The organism is Leptospira levettii (assembly GCF_002812085.1).
Classification (GTDB): Bacteria; Spirochaetota; Leptospiria; order Leptospirales; family Leptospiraceae; genus Leptospira_A; species Leptospira_A levettii.
Genome location: NZ_NPDM01000001.1, coordinates 980,099 through 997,064 on the forward strand (window position 1 = coordinate 980,099; position 16,966 = coordinate 997,064).

Consider the following 16,966-nt stretch of genomic DNA (forward strand, 5'->3'; position numbering starts at 1 on the left):
CAGAAAACATATCTTACAAAATCATTTTGGTTCCAAACAAAAATTGGAATCAAACAAAACTCCGAAACAATCGAAAAAGAAAATCAACAATTGTTTAGAATTATCCAACGATCACTGTTCATAATTTATCTATTGTTATATGCTATTCGAAAACGTTTCATTACTTCAATCAAATGTTGACCGAACCAAATCAAACTAAATTACAATCGATTCAGATCTCCACAAAACTACTCTTGACAATTTCTCAGAAGATATCGATTGATTGGGAACGGAACCTATATGCCTTTTGATCTCATCATCCAATGCCCTTGGTGCAAATCACAATACACAGACAAAAGTTTGAGTAACTGTAAAAACTGCGGTGGGACACTTGCCTATTCTTACAACTCAGACGAACTGGGAGCGGAACCTCCCAAAACACCAAGGACCCTTCCGAGTCAATTTGTAAGAAGGATCAAATACACAGGGAATGTGATGACCCTCATTGGAATTTTTTTTACGATCCCATTTTGTTGGACAATTCTCTTACCTATCATTGGAATCTTTTGTTGGCGAAAGGGCTTACAAACTGCAAAAGAAGAATTAGTACCATTGGAACTTGGTAGAGCAACAGTAGGTGAAATCACAGAAATACGAAAAGATTACACTCAGTCACTAAATGGAAAATCACCCACTGTTGTGGAATTTTTATTCGAAGCCAACGGTCAAAAACATGTTGGAACCGTTGGAAATATTTATGAATCCGTTCATCTAACAAAAAAAATCGGAGATAAACTTTGGGTTGTTTATATGCCAGATGAACCAAACAAAAGTAGCGTTTGGCCACCATTGGTTTGAACAATTTAACGAACGGTCGCAGATGCTTAGATTTGAGGTATTTTGTTTCAAATACAAATAGATTAGGAATCTACATTAGGTAATTCAAAACAAACAACAGCACCTTATAAAATTATAATGCTATTGTTTGCAATGATTGAAATTCTTAAATTGAAAATCGATTTGTTACGGATACGGATTTGTTACAGTAATCAAACCAAGTTTGTCTAAAGTAAATTCAAGTTCTGGATAATAATTTCCCATTAAATTTCTATTGGAACCACTTCCATTTATATCGCAATAAGTATAATTTAACCCTCCATCAATAGAAAATCTTGCTACATAAGATCTGGTTCGAAGACCTCGATACACATTCAATTTTGCCATATACTCAGCGTTATTGGCTTCCATACTCCATTCGGTCTTATTATATTTGGCAGGTGTAAAGTACCAAAATGGATTTGTGCGAGGATCTGTTCCTGTTGGACCCATGCCAATTTCGCCAGATACAGCTGGATTTTCCACTGTACTACTTGTGAGTCCCGGATAATAAACACGCGCATAAATCATCTCGGTATCTCCAGGCACAGGCATTGTAATGGAAGTTGGATATTGAATGTTGCAGTATGGAATTTCTCCATTCGCTTCCCCTGCTCCGTTTTTTACAGCTGCCATTTTAAATTTACTATAATATCGGAAAGAATGAAAAGGTAAATTTTCTGTAACAAATAAATCCATCAAATATCCATTACCAACATTGATCGGTGTAAAATTGCATGCGTATTTACGATTGTATTCGTTCCAATCTTCGGCCTTAGCACATGTAATCGGAATATTACCATTAGGTGTTTCAAAATGAAATTGTGCCTGTTCACTAAACCAACCCATCAGAAAGAGTTTGTATTGTGTAGATATACCAATCACATCTGGAGAGATTACACCATGAAGCCAAATCGTATAAATTTTGTAATCAACTCGAGTTCCTGTTGGGCTGATCACAGTTAGTTCGCCTGAAAGCATTCTACCTTCCGATAAATTTACTCTAATCATCTCATCTGCAGGATTGAATGGAACAAGTTGAGGAAGTGCAGCTGTATATACAACTGCAGTAGTATTTTCAGTCGTGTAGGTCGGTATAAGGAAAGGGTTCTTAACAGTATTTGGAATATTTAATGTAATTGATTTTTCTGTTTCATCAATAACACCTTTTGTTCCAGATTCTGGAACTTCAAACGAAGTAAACTTGGGTATTAATTCCCCTATTGTAAAATTTCTGACGAGTTCATTAGAAACATTTCCTGCATGGTCTTTTGCCAAAAAACGATATTCCAACACAGTATTGTTAGGTGTTATGATCGAACCAGTATACAATTGTCCATTTTGAATGGCACCTGAGGAATCAAAAGAAGGGGAAGATCCATTGACTGTATAAATGATCTCGTGGCAACCTGAAGATACATCATCACAATTGATGGTGAGTGTCTGTGGTGCAGAATACGTTCCATTCGCAACAGAAGAAGTGAGCACTGGACTTGAAAAATCGACAATATAGGAAACAGAAGATGACCCATTTGTTCCGATTAAATTTGCCACACAAACCAAAACTGTTTTATTCCCTTCCACACCAAGGGAAGCTACTGGAATTTCAGATGTAACCGTTTCATTGGCTGCCACTGTTCCCGAAACATTCGTTCCTACGAGAGGAGTTCCCGCTGTACAAGAAGTGCCTTGTTTCAAGAGGTAGTTTCCTACTTTATCTGACTTCCAACTGATTGTCGCTGTTTGTCCAGATTTTAAATAAGTAGAAGGAAGAACACTATTGATGGTGATTGTTGGAATTACAGTATCCACTGTATATGTTTCACTATAGACAACCGACTGGTTCCCTGCTTGGTCACAAGTTCTTACTTTCAATGTGGTAGTTGTTTGGTTTGGAGTTGGGATTGAAGTTGTATACACATTTCCAGCATTTACCGAACAGTTTGCACCAAAGGATGGAGTAGTACCATTCGTTGTATAAATAACTTTCGAGCAACCAGCACCACCTACATCGGAACAATTCAAAACGACTGATTGAACAGTACCATAGTTTCCACCAGAAGGGAAAATTGTAACACCAGGGACTGTGTCATCTCGGTTGATAGTTGCAACACCAAAACCTGTCACGCCACTGCTTGTCACACAAATGCGAAGTGCATTGGAACCCAAATTTAAGGATGATGCAAGAATCGAACCTGAGGTTTGGTTTACATTAGCTGTCACACTCCCTGAATATAAAACAGTTCCCGAATTACAATCTGCTGCATTTTTACGAATGGAATATGTCCCTGTTTTCGAAGATTTCCATTGGATCTCAGTCGATAGTATGGAACCGGAAAGTGTACTTACGTTTTGTGCTGAAATTGAATTTACTGTAATGACTGGTCCAAGTGAAGGAACCATAGGATCTTCAAAGTTAGGTGCTCCATCTCCGTCAAAATCTGCAGTAGGATAAGCAGCTGTGATCGGATCAGTTCCCAAAACTGTTACTATCTGATTGATAAAAGGTCCAAGAATACCCGCGTTCGCTTGGTAATACTCGCTAACACTTGCGTATCCGTAGTCAGCATAATTTGCCAATTCCTCTATCACCTTATCAGCAACGTTCGAAACTGGATTCGGATTGGTTATGATTCCACTCGAAACTAACCAAATTTGAATGTTCAATCCAACGCCAAACGAAAAATGAACAACTTCCACCTTAATCGTATTAGATGAATAATCCACAGATACTTTTTTCATTTTCTCAAGAGTGGAATCATCTTTTATGTAATACATACCAACACTACGTTCTTCGATACCAGCTTCTGGCAATCGTCCTTGTTCGTAGTTAATCGTTAGATAAGTGGGCTTTAAGAACTTTAACCCTTCAGGCTCAAATTTAAAAACAGGACTTGTTGCTCCATACTCGGAAGGAATGGAACCATTAGGGTTAACATTCCGAGAAATAGTGATGACCTTTGTTTCTGAAAGTGCACCAGCCGGAATTTCAAATGAGAAACTACCATCACTCGCTTGTAATGTACCACCACTCGGACCAACTTCCGCAGATACGCTTCGAGAAGTTTCGGGATTGGAACTAAAGAGACCTAAAAAGGATGTTAGAAAAGATGGTTTGTTTTGCTTCTCTTGAGGGAGTAAAAGTCCAATACAACGAAACGAGGAGATCCCTAATAATAGAACAATCAGTATTTTTGAATTCATTTTTCATTCCCTTTTCAAATGTGCACAAAGATTTGCGCAGGTACTCAAAATGGTAAGAATTCTATTTCTTGTCAAATATTTTGTTAGGTGGTTTTATATTCCCCAAAAATACAAGATTGCTAAAATATTAAAATTAGCCCATATTATTTCTGAGGTTCACCAAACGCTCCGTTGCCTACCAATTGTTAAAGTTTGAGAGAAAGCCCGACCTATACTTAACGCGAAACTATCGGAATATAAACCAGTTCTTCAGATTCTGGATCATCGTTTTTATATTTCTCTCCCATCACTTCAAAATGAGGACGATTGTCTAATTGGAAGTTTGAATTTGGTAACCAATCCATAAAAATCGAATGGAAAAAGGGCCCTGCGTCACTTGGCAATCCCTTATACAAAAATTCAGCATACAAACCACTCACAAGTGTAAATCCTTCTGTTTCAAAATCGAATCAATTAACATCGATTTGATCCTAAAACAAAATATCCAGAAATATGATATGTTTCGCTTTGTTTGTAAATGAATTCCCTACACATTGCAAACTTCTTGACTTCAATGAATCAAACAGATATACCTCTTGGAATGAAAGTTCATACCATACGTTTTGTAACATTCAAAATTCAGCCCATTCCAAATCATTTCAAAAGAAGGTCTTTATGAGAAAATTAATCATGTGGAATTTAATAAGCTTAGATGGATACTTCGAAGGTGAAAAAAAATGGGACCTAAGTTTCCATGGACTTGTTTGGGGCAAAGAATTAGAAGATCTTAGTCTTACCCAATTACGATCAGCCGATTATCTTGTGTTTGGTGCTACTACTTACCAAGGGATGGCCGAATATTGGACGAATGCCCCAGAGGATGAAGGGGATGTTGCCAAATTCATGAACAGTCTCCCTAAACTTGTTTGTTCTACTACACTCCAATCCGCAAACTGGAAAAATACTACAATTACCAAAGATGCTGTAAAAGAAGTCACAAAATTGAAAAACGAAGGTTCAGGGAATATGTTTGTCTTTGGAAGTGGAAACTTATCGGCATCTTTGATGAAAGCAAATTTATTCGACGAATACAGGATCTGCATCACACCTATATTTTTAGGAAAGGGAAATAAACTATTCCAGGAAGGAATTCCAAACATTCCCTTAAAACGAATGGAAACAAATTCACTTTCGTCTGGTGCAGTGATCCTTCGTTATACGCCTAAGACAAATCAGTAATTGAAAAGATAAAATACCAGAAGGGAAAGTTCATTATGACAACTAACAAATTCGATACCTCATTACAAGAGGGAGCACACAAACTATTAAAACAACTCCTAGGGCAGTGGCAAGGCTCCACAAAAACTTGGTTTGAAAAAGATGTGTTAGCTGATGAATCGGCAGCAGAAACAACCATCTCAAGTCTATTAGGTGGTCGATTCATTTGCCTGGATACCAAAAGTAGTTTAGAAGGTAAACCATTCGAAGGAAAAATGATCGTCGGCTATGATATCCCATACCAAAGGTATACGAGTTCTTGGATTGATAGTTTTCATATGGGAACACAAATCATGTTGTCGAGTGGACCGCAAAAAGGAAATGGATTCGTTATGACTGGATCTTATGGAAACCCAGAATATGGAGAAGATCTTTGGGGTTGGAGGACAGAATTTCATATCCTGAGCGAATCAGAATTTTCTCTCACAACCTATAATATCAGCCCAAAGGGAGAAGAAGCAAAAGCTACGGAAACATTTTTTAAAAAAGTAGGTTCATGAATCATAAGATTGGATTTAACTTTTTGGTTTATATTCCAAAAAGTTTTTCTATCACATCTTCATATTCTTTGAAAGCTTTTGAGTTTTTATTTTTTAAAGTATAAGGAGATGGACCATTTTGATCAATGTGAAGAAAAAGCGACGTTGCAATTTCGTGATGGTGTTTGATTTCAATTGCTTCATCAAATAGTTTTAAGTACCACTTGTCTTTTGTTAATCTTCTAATTTCATCACGCCTTACATCATCAAAATGTTTTTTACTAGTTTGATCCGTATATGCATTATTGAATAGAATGGGCAAAACTTCTGGTCCATTTCCATTTCTTTCATACCATACTTCTGGAATAAATTTCTCTATTACTTGTACTGCATTGTGGATTGCTTGCGCTGCTTGGTAATTCACAGGTATTAATACTGCATCCGAAACAGAAACGCCCATTTTACTAAAAAAACTCCAGTTTGTAGGACAATCGATCAAGATATAATCAAATTTACCTCTGCTACTAAACATCTCCAATAACTTTCTAAATTGCTTAATCATAGAAAGGCTTATTGATTTTGTAGCATATGTAGAACTATCAAATCGTTCATCACCTTTGATGATGTGTAAATTTTTTTTGATTGGAATTGTTTTAATTCCCTCTTTGATTTCTTTTCCAAGTAAAATATCAAAAATACTCGTGGATGAATCCATCTTTTTATGGTCAATCTTAAAGGAATCGGTTAGGTCTCTTTGTTGAGGGTCTAAATCAATGAGTAAAACATTTTTTCCTTTTTCTGCTAGTACTCCAGCAAAGTTACCTGTTGTGACTGTTTTACCAACTCCACCTTTATTATTATAAATTGCGATAATAGCAGAATTAAAACTTTCTTCATATTGAAATGGTTTTTTTAAGTATTTTTTTAAGGTGGTGATCGATTTATCAGTATTTGTTTCTAAGTTTAAAATTTTAGTTAAAGGAAAAATTATATTTTCTTTCCTTTTGAAAATCTGTGCGTTTTTTCCATTGATCAATAATCCAAAAGGTACTCGATTCAATTCTTTTGAACGCATATATTCAAATAATTGAAATTTAGTATCTAAGTAAGGTTTTCCGTTGGGATCAGATAAATTGACTGAGTTCGATTTAGTTTCAATCACTAGATATGGTTTTTGATCTACATAACAAACAAAGTCTGCTTCACCACAATTTTTCAACGATACTTTATCTCGAAAGTTTTCATTGTTAAAACCGAACAATTGAATGAGTGGTAAAACTAACCGAGTTTCTACTTCTGATTCTCTTCCATTCTGTTTGAGGGATTTTATAATATTTGAAAATTCTTGATTCTTTTTTTGTGATGCCATGGGATGGTGTTATAAGATACTAACTGTCATTATTCTAAGATTCCAAAGGAAATGGCAAAACATATTTCTACCCATTTTCTACACCAAAATCACTTGATAAACCGAATCTATGCGCCAGGGACTGTAGCGGACATACTTTCGGGAAACGAAAGATGGAAGCGTAAGGCCCGGTCATTTTTCAATTGGATCTGAAATTCCATCATTTTGAGGCGCCCCAACCTTAAAAAAAGACTTTACAGATCTAAACGAACGATCGTACTAATATTATGAGCAAGGGCGAAGAGACAAAATCATTGATTTTAGACCGAGCTGTGCAAATTGCGAGTGTGCATGGTTTGGAAGGGCTTACCATTGGAACACTTGCAGAAGAATTGGGAATGTCCAAAAGTGGTCTCTTTGCTAAATTTTCTTCGAAAGAAAATCTCCAAATCGATGTTTTACGAAAAGGAAGCGAACTGTTTCGACGTTATGTGTTATACCCCGCCTTAAAATCCAAACCGGGAATTACAAGATTACGGAATGCGTTTGTAAATTGGCTTGATTGGTCCAATCGTTCTGAATTGCCAGGTGGGTGTTTGTTCCTTGCATCCAGTTCCGAGTTTGATGACAGACCAGGGATTGTGCGAGATCATTTACGAAAAATCCAACTCTCATGGCATTCCTCTTTAAAACAATTTATAGAAGAAGCCAAAGAAAAAGGAGAGTTAGATTCAAAAACAAATGTGGAACAGTTGGTTCAAGAAATTTGGGGACTTGTGTTATCGTTTCATTTTTACAATCGTTTATTAGAAGATAAATCTTCAGAAAAACGCACCAAACAATGTTTTAACGAATTAATCAAACGGCATATGAAATAATTGAATACGAATTTGGATGTGAAAACAAAGGAATTTAGGAGATGTTTATGAATATAATTAGCACGATCGTTCGTTCTTTAAATGGAGAATACCCAATCTCCATGGAAAAAAAATGGGAGTTTGCAAAAAAGAATCCCAATTGGATAGGATTTGTCACTGTTCAAAAGTTTTTGAAAACACAGAAACAAAGTCCTTCCAGAAAGGAAATGGATGTATTAGAAAAAGCAACCAAATCATTGTTACAAGTAAAAGAACATAAAATTCAATATTATACTTGGAATGCGGATGGACATACAAAAGAAACTGTTTTACTGATCCACGGATGGAATGGTCATACTGGAAACTTTTCAAGGTTCATCCCTTCTCTCATCGAAGAAGGATACAAAGTTGTAGGAATTGATTTACCTGGTCATGGATTTTCATCGGGCCGGTATTCTAATATTGTTTTATCAGCAAAAATTGTTAAGGAACTTACAAACAATATTGGAGATCCAAATTTTATCATCACACATTCTTTTGGTGGAGCAGTTGCAACAGTAGCACAAGAGTTAGGTGTGAGTGCAACTAAATTGGTTTATATTGCACCACCATCCAAATTGGAATTATTGATCCAAGACTTTAGTCGGCATTTTGAATTAACTGAATCAGAAGAAAACAATATGCGTTATATACTCGAGAAAAAAGTAAATCGTACCATGGCAAGTATTGATTTGGAAACTTCTGGCCCGAACTTTGAAAATCAGCTATTAGTGATCCATGACCAGGATGATGTTGAAATTCCTTACAGTATGGGCGAAGTCGTAGCAAAGTCATGGAAACAAGGAAAACTCATCACGACAAATGGTTTAGGTCATAAAATGATTTTACGAGCCGACTCAGTGAAGGATGAGATTCTTCATTTTTTATCTCAAAACTAACATTTAAAACGTTTGGGATCTTTTTATTGATTTCCCATAGAAGCCAAGGTATTGGCTTCTTCTTTGATCATTTGAATATGTTCTTCTAAGTCTTTTGAAGCACGACTAATTTCATTTACTTCCATCTCCAATTGGATGATCCCTTTGGAGGCCTCTTTTTGACCTAACAATTGTTCTTTGGTGGAACCAGCAATCTGATTTGATAGTTCTCTGATTTGAGATAATTCCGATAAAATCGATGATAAAGTGTTTCTTTGTTCGATATAGAGTTGGTTCATATTTTGGATTTGCACTAACGTTTGGTTTAGACGATCAATTTGAGACTTTGCAAGTTCTCCTGTATTTTTTGATGCATTCCTTGCATTGGTGATAATCTCTTTTGAACTTTTAACAACACTTGAAATTCGTTTTACGTTATTCTTAGTAAATTCAGCGAGTTTACTCACTTCATTTGCAACCACAGCAAATCCTTTACCAACATCTCCAGCACGAGCAGCTTCAATTGAAGCATTTAACGCGAGTAAGTTTGTCTTTTCCCCAATTTCCGCCACAATATTATTAATTTCGTTCACTTGGTCAAATGATGCTTGGATGGATTCCAAATGAGAAGCAGTTTGGTCTGCCACTTCAGTGACGGACATACTTTCTTTTTTATTGATTTCTGCTATTTCCACGAGTTGTTCGCTTTGGATTAAAATTTGGTCCACAGTTTCTTTTAATTCAACAGTATCAGCAACCATACTTTGTACTTTATTATTTTGTTCTTCAATGGAAACTCCATTGGATTCAAAGGAACTTGAAAGTTCAGAAATTACAGCCGTTATCTCTTCCAAAGAAGCAGCTTGTGATTCCAATTTGACAGATGTATCAGACACAAATTTACTAAAATTATTGATAGAAGATTCTAATTTGAGAGCTGCATTTGCAGAAACTTTACTTCGTTCTTTTGTTTGGTTCAGGAGCACTTCTGCTTCATCCGCTTTGATATCTGCCAATGAACTAATTTTTGTCAGAAGTTGGACTAATAAACTGACAATGTATCCTGCTATCATGATGAAAATTGGTTTCATCACTTCTCCTGCGAGTCCAACATAACCAATTTCTTGTGATTGTTTTGGATCCACTGAAAGTTGGATACCGCCTACATTCACAGCAACAACCAGAGCAATCGCTGATAAAACAGAACCCAAAAGTGAGTTCATTAAAACAAATTTACGATCCCCTAAGAATCCAGAATAAATAGCATTAAAGAAAAAAATAAAATAGACAACCGCATTCGAAAGAGCTGCTTCTGCTTCTTCTAAACTTAACGAACAATCTAAAATGATTGTTAACGATAAAACTAAAGTGTCCATTAGGATGAGGATTTTATGAAACCAAGTAGGTGGGTTTGTTTTTTTTTCTAATACATAAGCAAGTGCACAATAAAATCCCATTGTGCAAGTTCCAATCATATGGATGAGAAACATCTTCGGTTGGAATTCATCTTTGGCCCCTATCATGGCCAGTAGGAAAAGTAAAACTAATCCAAAACGAATTCGATTGATGATGATTTTTCCCTGTTTCCAAAGATCTGCGATTGATAACACTCTATACCCTCAAAATACAAACTTACCTATCCTTTTGGGAATTTAGGCAATAACTTGGTGATCGACAATAGTCTACTAAAAAAAAGGAATGAATCTTACTGTCGAGTTTGAATTTTTAACTTACGAATTGGTTTTTTTGTCCGCATGGGACCAATCTCCCATGGGAAAGGATTGTGATGGTGGCAAATCAAGCAGGTTATTCTGGAAAGTCGGTCATTGAGAAATTGGGGATCAAGGACAATATGTCCCTTTACTTTCAAAATCTTCCCAAAGAAATCAATTTGGTAGATTGGGGGAATATGCCTCCAGTCAAAATTACCAAATCTCTCGAGAAGGAACTCGACTTCATCCATTGTTTTTTTACTTCTCTTATCGAATACCAAACCTCACTCCCAAATCTCCAATCCCATTTGAAATCCAACGGTATGATATGGGTTTCATGGCCTAAAAAAACTTCCAAAATAACCTCTGATTTAGATGAAAACAAAATCCGGAATTTTGCATTAGGTTTGGGACTTGTGGACATCAAAGTCTGCGCCATTGATACAACATGGTCGGGACTCAAGTTGGTGATCCGGAAATCAAACCGTTAAGTAATCATTAATTTTATAATCGATTTGCCTAATAAGCTGAAATTCCAAATTGAACATTGTTGATTTACAATAGGTGAGTTGACAAATCCTCAATTTCGTATATTTCATATGTCTCACTTTCTAATAATAATTCCATGGATTGGTTAAAATGAAGATTCAAAATTTGAAAACGATCATTATTGCATTTAGTACTTTCATCATTCTGATTTTAACGATTGGTATCTCTTCATTTTCATACTTCATTGGAAAAGAATTTATCGTAAATGCTTATATCGGAGAAATGAAAAACGTTGCAAAACTTTCGAGTAAACAAATTAAAAATTTCTTCGATGAACAATTCATTTTAGCAGAACTAATTTCAAGTAACCCTGATTTTTCGGACCATTGTATCAAACAAGATCGTAATTACCTTGATCTTATTATGATGAATATAAGTAAAAAATATGGTTTTTATGAAAATGTTTTCCTTTCGTCTGCCGAAGAGAATCCAATTGTTTTTTCCGATGCATCAGGCAAAGCAATCGGATTCCGTTGGGGAAAAACCGGATTTGATGATAATATTAAAGCTGCCTTAGGTGGGAAAAAATTATTAAGTAAGGTGAACCGTTCACCTGTTACACAAGAACCTGTTGCTGTTTTAACCGTGCCAGTTTTTCAAGGTAACAAAGTAATTGCAATCTTAGGATTTGCTATTTCACTCAATCATCTTACTGACGAAGTAATGAATGAAGTAAAAATTGGTAGTGATGGGTTTATCGCAATCACTGACAATGAAGGCCAAGTCATTGGTCACCCGGATAAATCTTTAATTCTAAATTTAAATCTAAAAGAATTAGAATGGGGAAATAAATTACTTAAACTCAAATCAAACGAACATATGGAATATTTTTTTGGTAAAGAAAAAATTGCAACTGTTATGGATGTTGAAGGATACAATATCAAATTATCAGCGATTGCAACAAAAAGTGAAATTTTATCAATCGTTCATGAAATGTTATTTAAAATTTGCATTTTTGCTTTCTTTATATTAACTATCTCCGTTTTTTCATTTTACAGATTAGTTAAGAATAGACTACAACCAATTTCTAACTTACGGGATATTTTTAAAAAAATGACAACTGGCAATTTGAGTCAGTCGTTAGAGATCATCTATGAAGATGAAATTGGTGAACTAAGCAAAGACACAAATTATTTCTTAAATCATCTTAAAAAAATAATTTCCGAGATTCAATTTATATCACAAGAGCTTGCTTCAAGTGCAGCCCAGCTTTCTTCGAGTTCTGATAGTTTTTCTGGAGGTGCACAAGCAACTGCAGCATCAGCAGAACAAATGTCAGCTACTGTTGAAGAAATGTCAGCAAGTATGGAAAATATTACGGGATCAATCGATATTCAACACCATAACATTTCACAATTCCAAATTAAAATTCAGGATCTTGCAAATAGTGTTAAAAGAGTCGGTGATGAAATTAATTTGACCTTGAGTAGAATGAAATCGATTTCAATCCAAGCAGCGGAAGGTGAGCGGTCGTTAACTGGAATGAATAGTATGATTGATAATATTCTGAAATCCTCAGACGAAATGAAGGAAATTATTGCGATCATAAATGAAATTTCTGACCAAACTCAGCTATTGGCTTTGAACGCTGCGATTGAAGCAGCTCGAGCCGGGGATGCTGGTAGAGGATTCGCCGTCGTTGCTGAAGAAATATCTAAACTTTCAATTCGTACAGCTTCATCAATCAAATCAATCTCTGAAATGATTGGTAAAAATGCTCAAGAATTAAATGGAGGTGCCAAGAGTATACAGACTTCCACAACACTACTTCAGGATATTATCCGAAACATTAATGGAGTTTCCGAGGCTATGGACTCACTCTACAGCAATATGAGCTCTCAAGCAGAAATCAACCAAGCCGTACTCGAAAATTCGACCATTGTGAAGGGAGAGTCGGACCAAATCAAAATCGCTGCCAATGAACAGCGGGGTGCGGTTAGAGAAATTTCGACTGTCATCACTCAAATTAACGAACATACGATAAATACTGCTGCCGGAGCAGAACAGATGTCATCCTCAGCGAAAAACCTTTCGACAACGGCTGATAAATTAAAGGATATTTGCGATCAGTTTCAAGTGACTGAATCGGAATGAATTGAATCCAGAATTTTGCCTTTGGTTTTGGACTTATGGATAGCAAAGTCTCTGCCAACGATCCGATTTGGTTGGGTCTCAAGCTGGTGATCCGAAAATCAAACCGCTAAATCCAGAAAGTTTTTGAATTTGGAATCGTTATAAGTTTGTCACAAAACACTCCTCCAATTGTGACAAACTACCGTTTTCGAAAAAAAATGTTCACCAAACGGGCAGTTTTGCCCCCTGTAACCAATTTGTAATATTCTTGTCATCCAATCATAACATGGATTCAATATGTTTGTAACCAGACTGAAACATTGTAATGGAGGTATCCTCTATTGAAATGAATCCAAATCAGTACAGACAAACATCGAATGAACACCATCACAAAAGTAGCATTGGGACTCTTACTATTTGTTAGCACACTTTCTGCCGAACCAGAAGTGACCCGTACAAACGAGCCAAATCCCGCAGAAAACCAATCGAAAAAACCACAAACAAAAGTTTACCAAGAACTCTACGAAGATACCGAAACTGGTCAAATTTATTCAAAACCAGGACCCAATCGTGTGAAGGTGGAGTATAACCGCCCCCTTTCCAACGGAAATGCCACGACCCTACCTGATGCATTTGCACACAGACCTGATGATACGGCAAAAGAGAAATTAACAATCTATGGACGTATCCAATTCAGAGGAGTGTCCGGCTCGGAAGATTCTCTCTACAGCAATGGCCATAGAGATTTTAATAATGTGGATTGGAACTTCAGACGTTTACGGTTAGGTGCTCAATACGAAAACGATTGGTGGGGAACTAATATCCAACTCCGATTGGAGAACATGTTGAATCGACCTGATATTGTCCAAACAACAAGTACATTAAATTATTTAGATGCAAATGGTAGACCAGCAACAACGAGTTATGTATCCAACACAAGATTAAAAGACAACCGTGGATACATTCACGAAGCATTTGGTTATGCAAAAATACCTTATGCTGGATTACGTTTTGTCTTTGGACAATTGCCAACTCAATTCAGCCGTGAATACTTACAATCCTCAGCTAACTTCGTAACATTAGAACGAAGTATGATCGTAAATGCCATTCCACAATTTGATCATGGTGTTATGATCCAAGCAACTCCACTGAAAGAATTAGATCACAAATGGGAACGATACTTACAAGTTTCCTTGATGGTAAGTAATGGAAAAGGTGGTGGTGGTGATTATGGTACTGGTAGAAGACAGGACTTAACAACCGCAAATCGTTATGGAGCAATTAACACATCTCCTATGTATTATGCACGAGCACAAGTGAATGTGTTTGGTGGATTAAAACGAGAATCTGACGGAAAAATGGTGAATTGGCAAGAAGGAGAAGAAATTTTCCAACGTGAGATAAAGTGGTCTTTGGGTGCAGGGTATCTACAAACCCAAAACTTAATTACGCCAGCACTTTACGTTCCTGAATACACTCCTGGTACTACAAGTGGAATTCAATTATTAACTTCGCAAGGATCGAATCCAGATCGAGGGAGTTTAGATGCAAATGGAAATCCAAACTTTTTAGTCCAGAATTCCGTTCCTACACTAGCTCGACCAAAAATGGGTTTAGTGGGACACACTTACGATACAACGTTTACCTACAAAGGTATTTATTTATCTGGTGCTTATACAAAGTTTGGTGGAGCTGCATCAAATGATTTATATGGATACCATGGAACGATTGGTTATAACATTCCATTTTTGGATCGTTATTATATCATGCCATTGTTAAAATATGAATACATCCAAGGAGACTTCAATCGAAATGGAAAGGTAGATCCTACTGATTCTTTAAGAGTGTATTGGGCAGGTTTAAACTTGTTTGGTGATAAACACCACTTCAAAGCACAACTCTATTATCAAATTTTAGGAAATCAATTTGATGTTAATCCTAACACAGGAAACTCAATGCCAATTGACGATAGACGTGTTTATTTACAATTCCAAGCAAACTTTTGGACGGGAGTTGTTTCTCCAGAAGCTTACAGTTATAGGCCAAACTAGAAGGAATATTTATGAAAATTAAATTAACATTCATGACCAGAATCATTTTAACACTTTCACTTTCTGTATTCCTTTTTAATTGCCAATCGAAGGAACAAGACAGAGAAGGAATCTCATCTCTTATCATCAACAATATCCTCAATGGCGGAGTTGATAGAAACAAGTCTCTTGTAATTATGGAAGTTGCCGATTTAGGTGGTTCTTACACAGGAAATTGTTTTGATACTTTCCAACTCAATGGTGGAAATATTGGACCTACATCTTATTTCAACACTCCACCTGGTGGTGCTGGGGGATTATTGAATACGAACATTAAAAAATACAATGTATCCACATCAAGTTGTACAGATTTAGGATTTGCAAGTGGAACTAATTTTGGTTCTACATCGCAAAGACCTAACCCAAATGATGGTTTCACATTTAGAATGTATACTTGTGATCCGAATAACAATCCTTGTTCGAGATCTGCAATTTCTGCATCTGGATTCTAATCAAGCCTGATGCATTCGTTTTACAGATAATTTTTCAGTTACACAAAAGGATAAATCCACTATCCTTTTGTGTCTTTTGTCATGATCCCTCTTATTTTAATCCATTCACTTCTAAAAATGTAATGTAGTGTTCAGAAATAACTTTGGTTTCTGGCTCTAAGATGACAAAAAAAGATAGAATCTCTTCTTTCTGATTTAGAATATTACTCCGATGAACATCCGTTCATAACTCAATTGCTTTATGTTTGGTTATGAAGGTTCGCTAGGAAGATTCAAATATGAATTATAATAATGATTACCAAATTGTTTTGGGTCTGGTTTTGGCTCTGATGATCTTTGGAGTTGCCTTAGAACTTCGATTCATTGCTTTTAAAGCTGTTTTACAGAGACCTGTGGCTGCTCTTGCTGGTCTCATCGGCCAAGTGGTTTTTTTACCTTGGGTTACTTTGTTAATCACGTTAGTTTTGGACCTTCCTGCTGGAATTGAATTGGGGATGTTATTAGTTGCCGCAAGTCCCGGCGGAAACCTATCCAATATCATCACTCATCTTGGTAAAGGAAATACAGCACTTTCTGTGAGCATGACAGCTGTTTCTAGTTTATTTGCTATCATAACATTACCACTTAACTTTACTTTAACGGCAAATTTGAATCCTGTAACGTATGCTATGATTTCTGGTTCAGGAGATCTTAGGATTGATAGTTTGATGATCGTCAAAGGATTAATTGTATTATTACTCATTCCATTATTACTGGGAATGTTCCTAGGTAATTTTGTCACTAGTTTTGCTCATAAAATCACACCCTTTTTTAAACGTATTTCATCATTTGCATTTTTAATCTTTTTAGTCGTTGCTGTTGGTGGGAATTGGAAAATCTTTTTAGATAATCTTGGTTTTGTTTTTGTGATTGTTGTTTTTCATAATTTCATTGCTCTAGTCATCGGTAATTTAATAGCGAGAGTATTTTTACAAAACGAAGCAAATAAACGTGCTATTACCATTGAAGTAGGTATGCAAAACTCAGGACTTGCCTTGGGGCTCATACTCACACAATTCCAAGCGGAACCTAACATGGCGCTGGTGGCAGCTTTTTGGGGAATATGGCATATTATTTCTGGTTTGATTTTGGTGGCTTATTGGAAAAGCCGACCACCTGTAGAAGGAAATTAAA

General features: G+C 36.1%; 14 protein-coding genes. 10 read left to right on the forward strand and 4 right to left on the reverse strand.

What is annotated here, in order from left to right:
- Positions 1–258: 258 nt before the first annotated feature.
- Positions 259–837: a hypothetical protein gene (locus tag CH354_RS04535; RefSeq protein WP_125172364.1), complete on the forward strand. Its 579-nt coding sequence runs from the start codon at positions 259–261 to the stop codon at positions 835–837.
- A gap of 165 nt (positions 838–1,002) precedes the next feature.
- Here the strand turns inward: CH354_RS04535 and CH354_RS04540 are convergent, their stop codons facing one another.
- Both CH354_RS04540 and CH354_RS04545 read right to left on the reverse strand, forming a co-directional pair.
- Positions 1,003–4,059 (reverse strand): chitobiase/beta-hexosaminidase C-terminal domain-containing protein, encoded by a 3,057-nt coding sequence (locus CH354_RS04540; protein ID WP_100725547.1) that lies wholly within the window; start codon positions 4,057–4,059, stop codon positions 1,003–1,005.
- A 215-nt stretch (positions 4,060–4,274) separates the two neighbouring features.
- Positions 4,275–4,478: a GyrI-like domain-containing protein gene (locus CH354_RS04545; protein ID WP_100725548.1), complete on the reverse strand. Its 204-nt coding sequence runs from the start codon at positions 4,476–4,478 to the stop codon at positions 4,275–4,277.
- A gap of 235 nt (positions 4,479–4,713) precedes the next feature.
- Here CH354_RS04545 and CH354_RS04550 point away from each other — a divergent pair, with 235 nt between their 5' ends.
- Positions 4,714–5,277: a dihydrofolate reductase family protein gene (locus tag CH354_RS04550; protein ID WP_100725549.1), complete on the forward strand. Its 564-nt coding sequence runs from the start codon at positions 4,714–4,716 to the stop codon at positions 5,275–5,277.
- A 35-nt stretch (positions 5,278–5,312) separates the two neighbouring features.
- The gene (locus tag CH354_RS04555; protein ID WP_100725550.1) at positions 5,313–5,816 is read left to right on the forward strand and encodes a DUF1579 domain-containing protein; all 504 of its coding nucleotides are present in this window, start codon (positions 5,313–5,315) and stop codon (positions 5,814–5,816) included.
- A 28-nt stretch (positions 5,817–5,844) separates the two neighbouring features.
- Here the strand turns inward: CH354_RS04555 and CH354_RS04560 are convergent, their stop codons facing one another.
- A complete protein-coding gene (locus CH354_RS04560; protein ID WP_338092375.1) occupies positions 5,845–6,870 on the reverse strand; it encodes a ParA family protein in 1,026 nt (341 codons plus the stop codon).
- 560 nt (positions 6,871–7,430) lie between these two features.
- Here CH354_RS04560 and CH354_RS04565 point away from each other — a divergent pair.
- Positions 7,431–8,021, forward strand: a complete 591-nt coding sequence (locus tag CH354_RS04565; protein WP_100716220.1) for a TetR/AcrR family transcriptional regulator — start codon at positions 7,431–7,433, stop codon at positions 8,019–8,021.
- Positions 8,022–8,068: 47 nt separating this feature from the next.
- A complete protein-coding gene (locus CH354_RS04570) occupies positions 8,069–8,938 on the forward strand; it encodes an alpha/beta hydrolase (RefSeq protein WP_100725552.1) in 870 nt (289 codons plus the stop codon).
- Positions 8,939–8,961: 23 nt separating this feature from the next.
- Here CH354_RS04570 and CH354_RS04575 read toward each other — a convergent pair whose 3' ends face one another.
- Positions 8,962–10,527, reverse strand: coding sequence for a methyl-accepting chemotaxis protein (locus tag CH354_RS04575; RefSeq protein WP_100716218.1), 1,566 nt, complete (start codon positions 10,525–10,527; stop codon positions 8,962–8,964).
- A gap of 176 nt (positions 10,528–10,703) precedes the next feature.
- Here CH354_RS04575 and CH354_RS04580 point away from each other — a divergent pair, with 176 nt between their 5' ends.
- From CH354_RS04580 to CH354_RS04600, 5 genes are all read left to right on the forward strand, one after another.
- The gene (locus CH354_RS04580) at positions 10,704–11,120 is read left to right on the forward strand and encodes a DUF3052 family protein (RefSeq protein WP_100725553.1); all 417 of its coding nucleotides are present in this window, start codon (positions 10,704–10,706) and stop codon (positions 11,118–11,120) included.
- 148 nt (positions 11,121–11,268) lie between these two features.
- Positions 11,269–13,272, forward strand: coding sequence for a methyl-accepting chemotaxis protein (locus CH354_RS04585; protein ID WP_100766304.1), 2,004 nt, complete (start codon positions 11,269–11,271; stop codon positions 13,270–13,272).
- A gap of 356 nt (positions 13,273–13,628) precedes the next feature.
- A complete protein-coding gene (locus tag CH354_RS04590; RefSeq protein ID WP_100725554.1) occupies positions 13,629–15,302 on the forward strand; it encodes a hypothetical protein in 1,674 nt (557 codons plus the stop codon).
- 11 nt (positions 15,303–15,313) lie between these two features.
- Positions 15,314–15,793, forward strand: a complete 480-nt coding sequence (locus tag CH354_RS04595; protein ID WP_100716214.1) for an LA_3150 family lipoprotein — start codon at positions 15,314–15,316, stop codon at positions 15,791–15,793.
- Between the two features lie 278 nt (positions 15,794–16,071).
- Positions 16,072–16,965, forward strand: coding sequence for a bile acid:sodium symporter family protein (locus tag CH354_RS04600; RefSeq protein WP_100725555.1), 894 nt, complete (start codon positions 16,072–16,074; stop codon positions 16,963–16,965).
- Position 16,966 lies beyond the last annotated feature (1 nt).

Bases quoted from the DNA above. Each gene is read 5' to 3' on its own strand.
- CH354_RS04540 (WP_100725547.1), bottom strand. From the start codon at position 4,059: ATGAATTCAAAAATACTGATTGTTCTATTATTAGGGATCTCCTCGTTT.
- CH354_RS04580 (WP_100725553.1), top strand. From the start codon at position 10,704: ATGGTGGCAAATCAAGCAGGTTATTCTGGAAAGTCGGTCATTGAGAAA.
- CH354_RS04585 (WP_100766304.1), top strand. From the start codon at position 11,269: ATGAAGATTCAAAATTTGAAAACGATCATTATTGCATTTAGTACTTTC.
- CH354_RS04570 (WP_100725552.1), top strand. From the start codon at position 8,069: ATGAATATAATTAGCACGATCGTTCGTTCTTTAAATGGAGAATACCCA.
- CH354_RS04600 (WP_100725555.1), top strand. From the start codon at position 16,072: ATGAATTATAATAATGATTACCAAATTGTTTTGGGTCTGGTTTTGGCT.
- CH354_RS04565 (WP_100716220.1), top strand. From the start codon at position 7,431: ATGAGCAAGGGCGAAGAGACAAAATCATTGATTTTAGACCGAGCTGTG.
- CH354_RS04550 (WP_100725549.1), top strand. From the start codon at position 4,714: ATGAGAAAATTAATCATGTGGAATTTAATAAGCTTAGATGGATACTTC.
- CH354_RS04555 (WP_100725550.1), top strand. From the start codon at position 5,313: ATGACAACTAACAAATTCGATACCTCATTACAAGAGGGAGCACACAAA.
- CH354_RS04595 (WP_100716214.1), top strand. From the start codon at position 15,314: ATGAAAATTAAATTAACATTCATGACCAGAATCATTTTAACACTTTCA.
- CH354_RS04590 (WP_100725554.1), top strand. From the start codon at position 13,629: ATGAACACCATCACAAAAGTAGCATTGGGACTCTTACTATTTGTTAGC.
- CH354_RS04560 (WP_338092375.1), bottom strand. From the start codon at position 6,870: ATGCGTTCAAAAGAATTGAATCGAGTACCTTTTGGATTATTGATCAAT.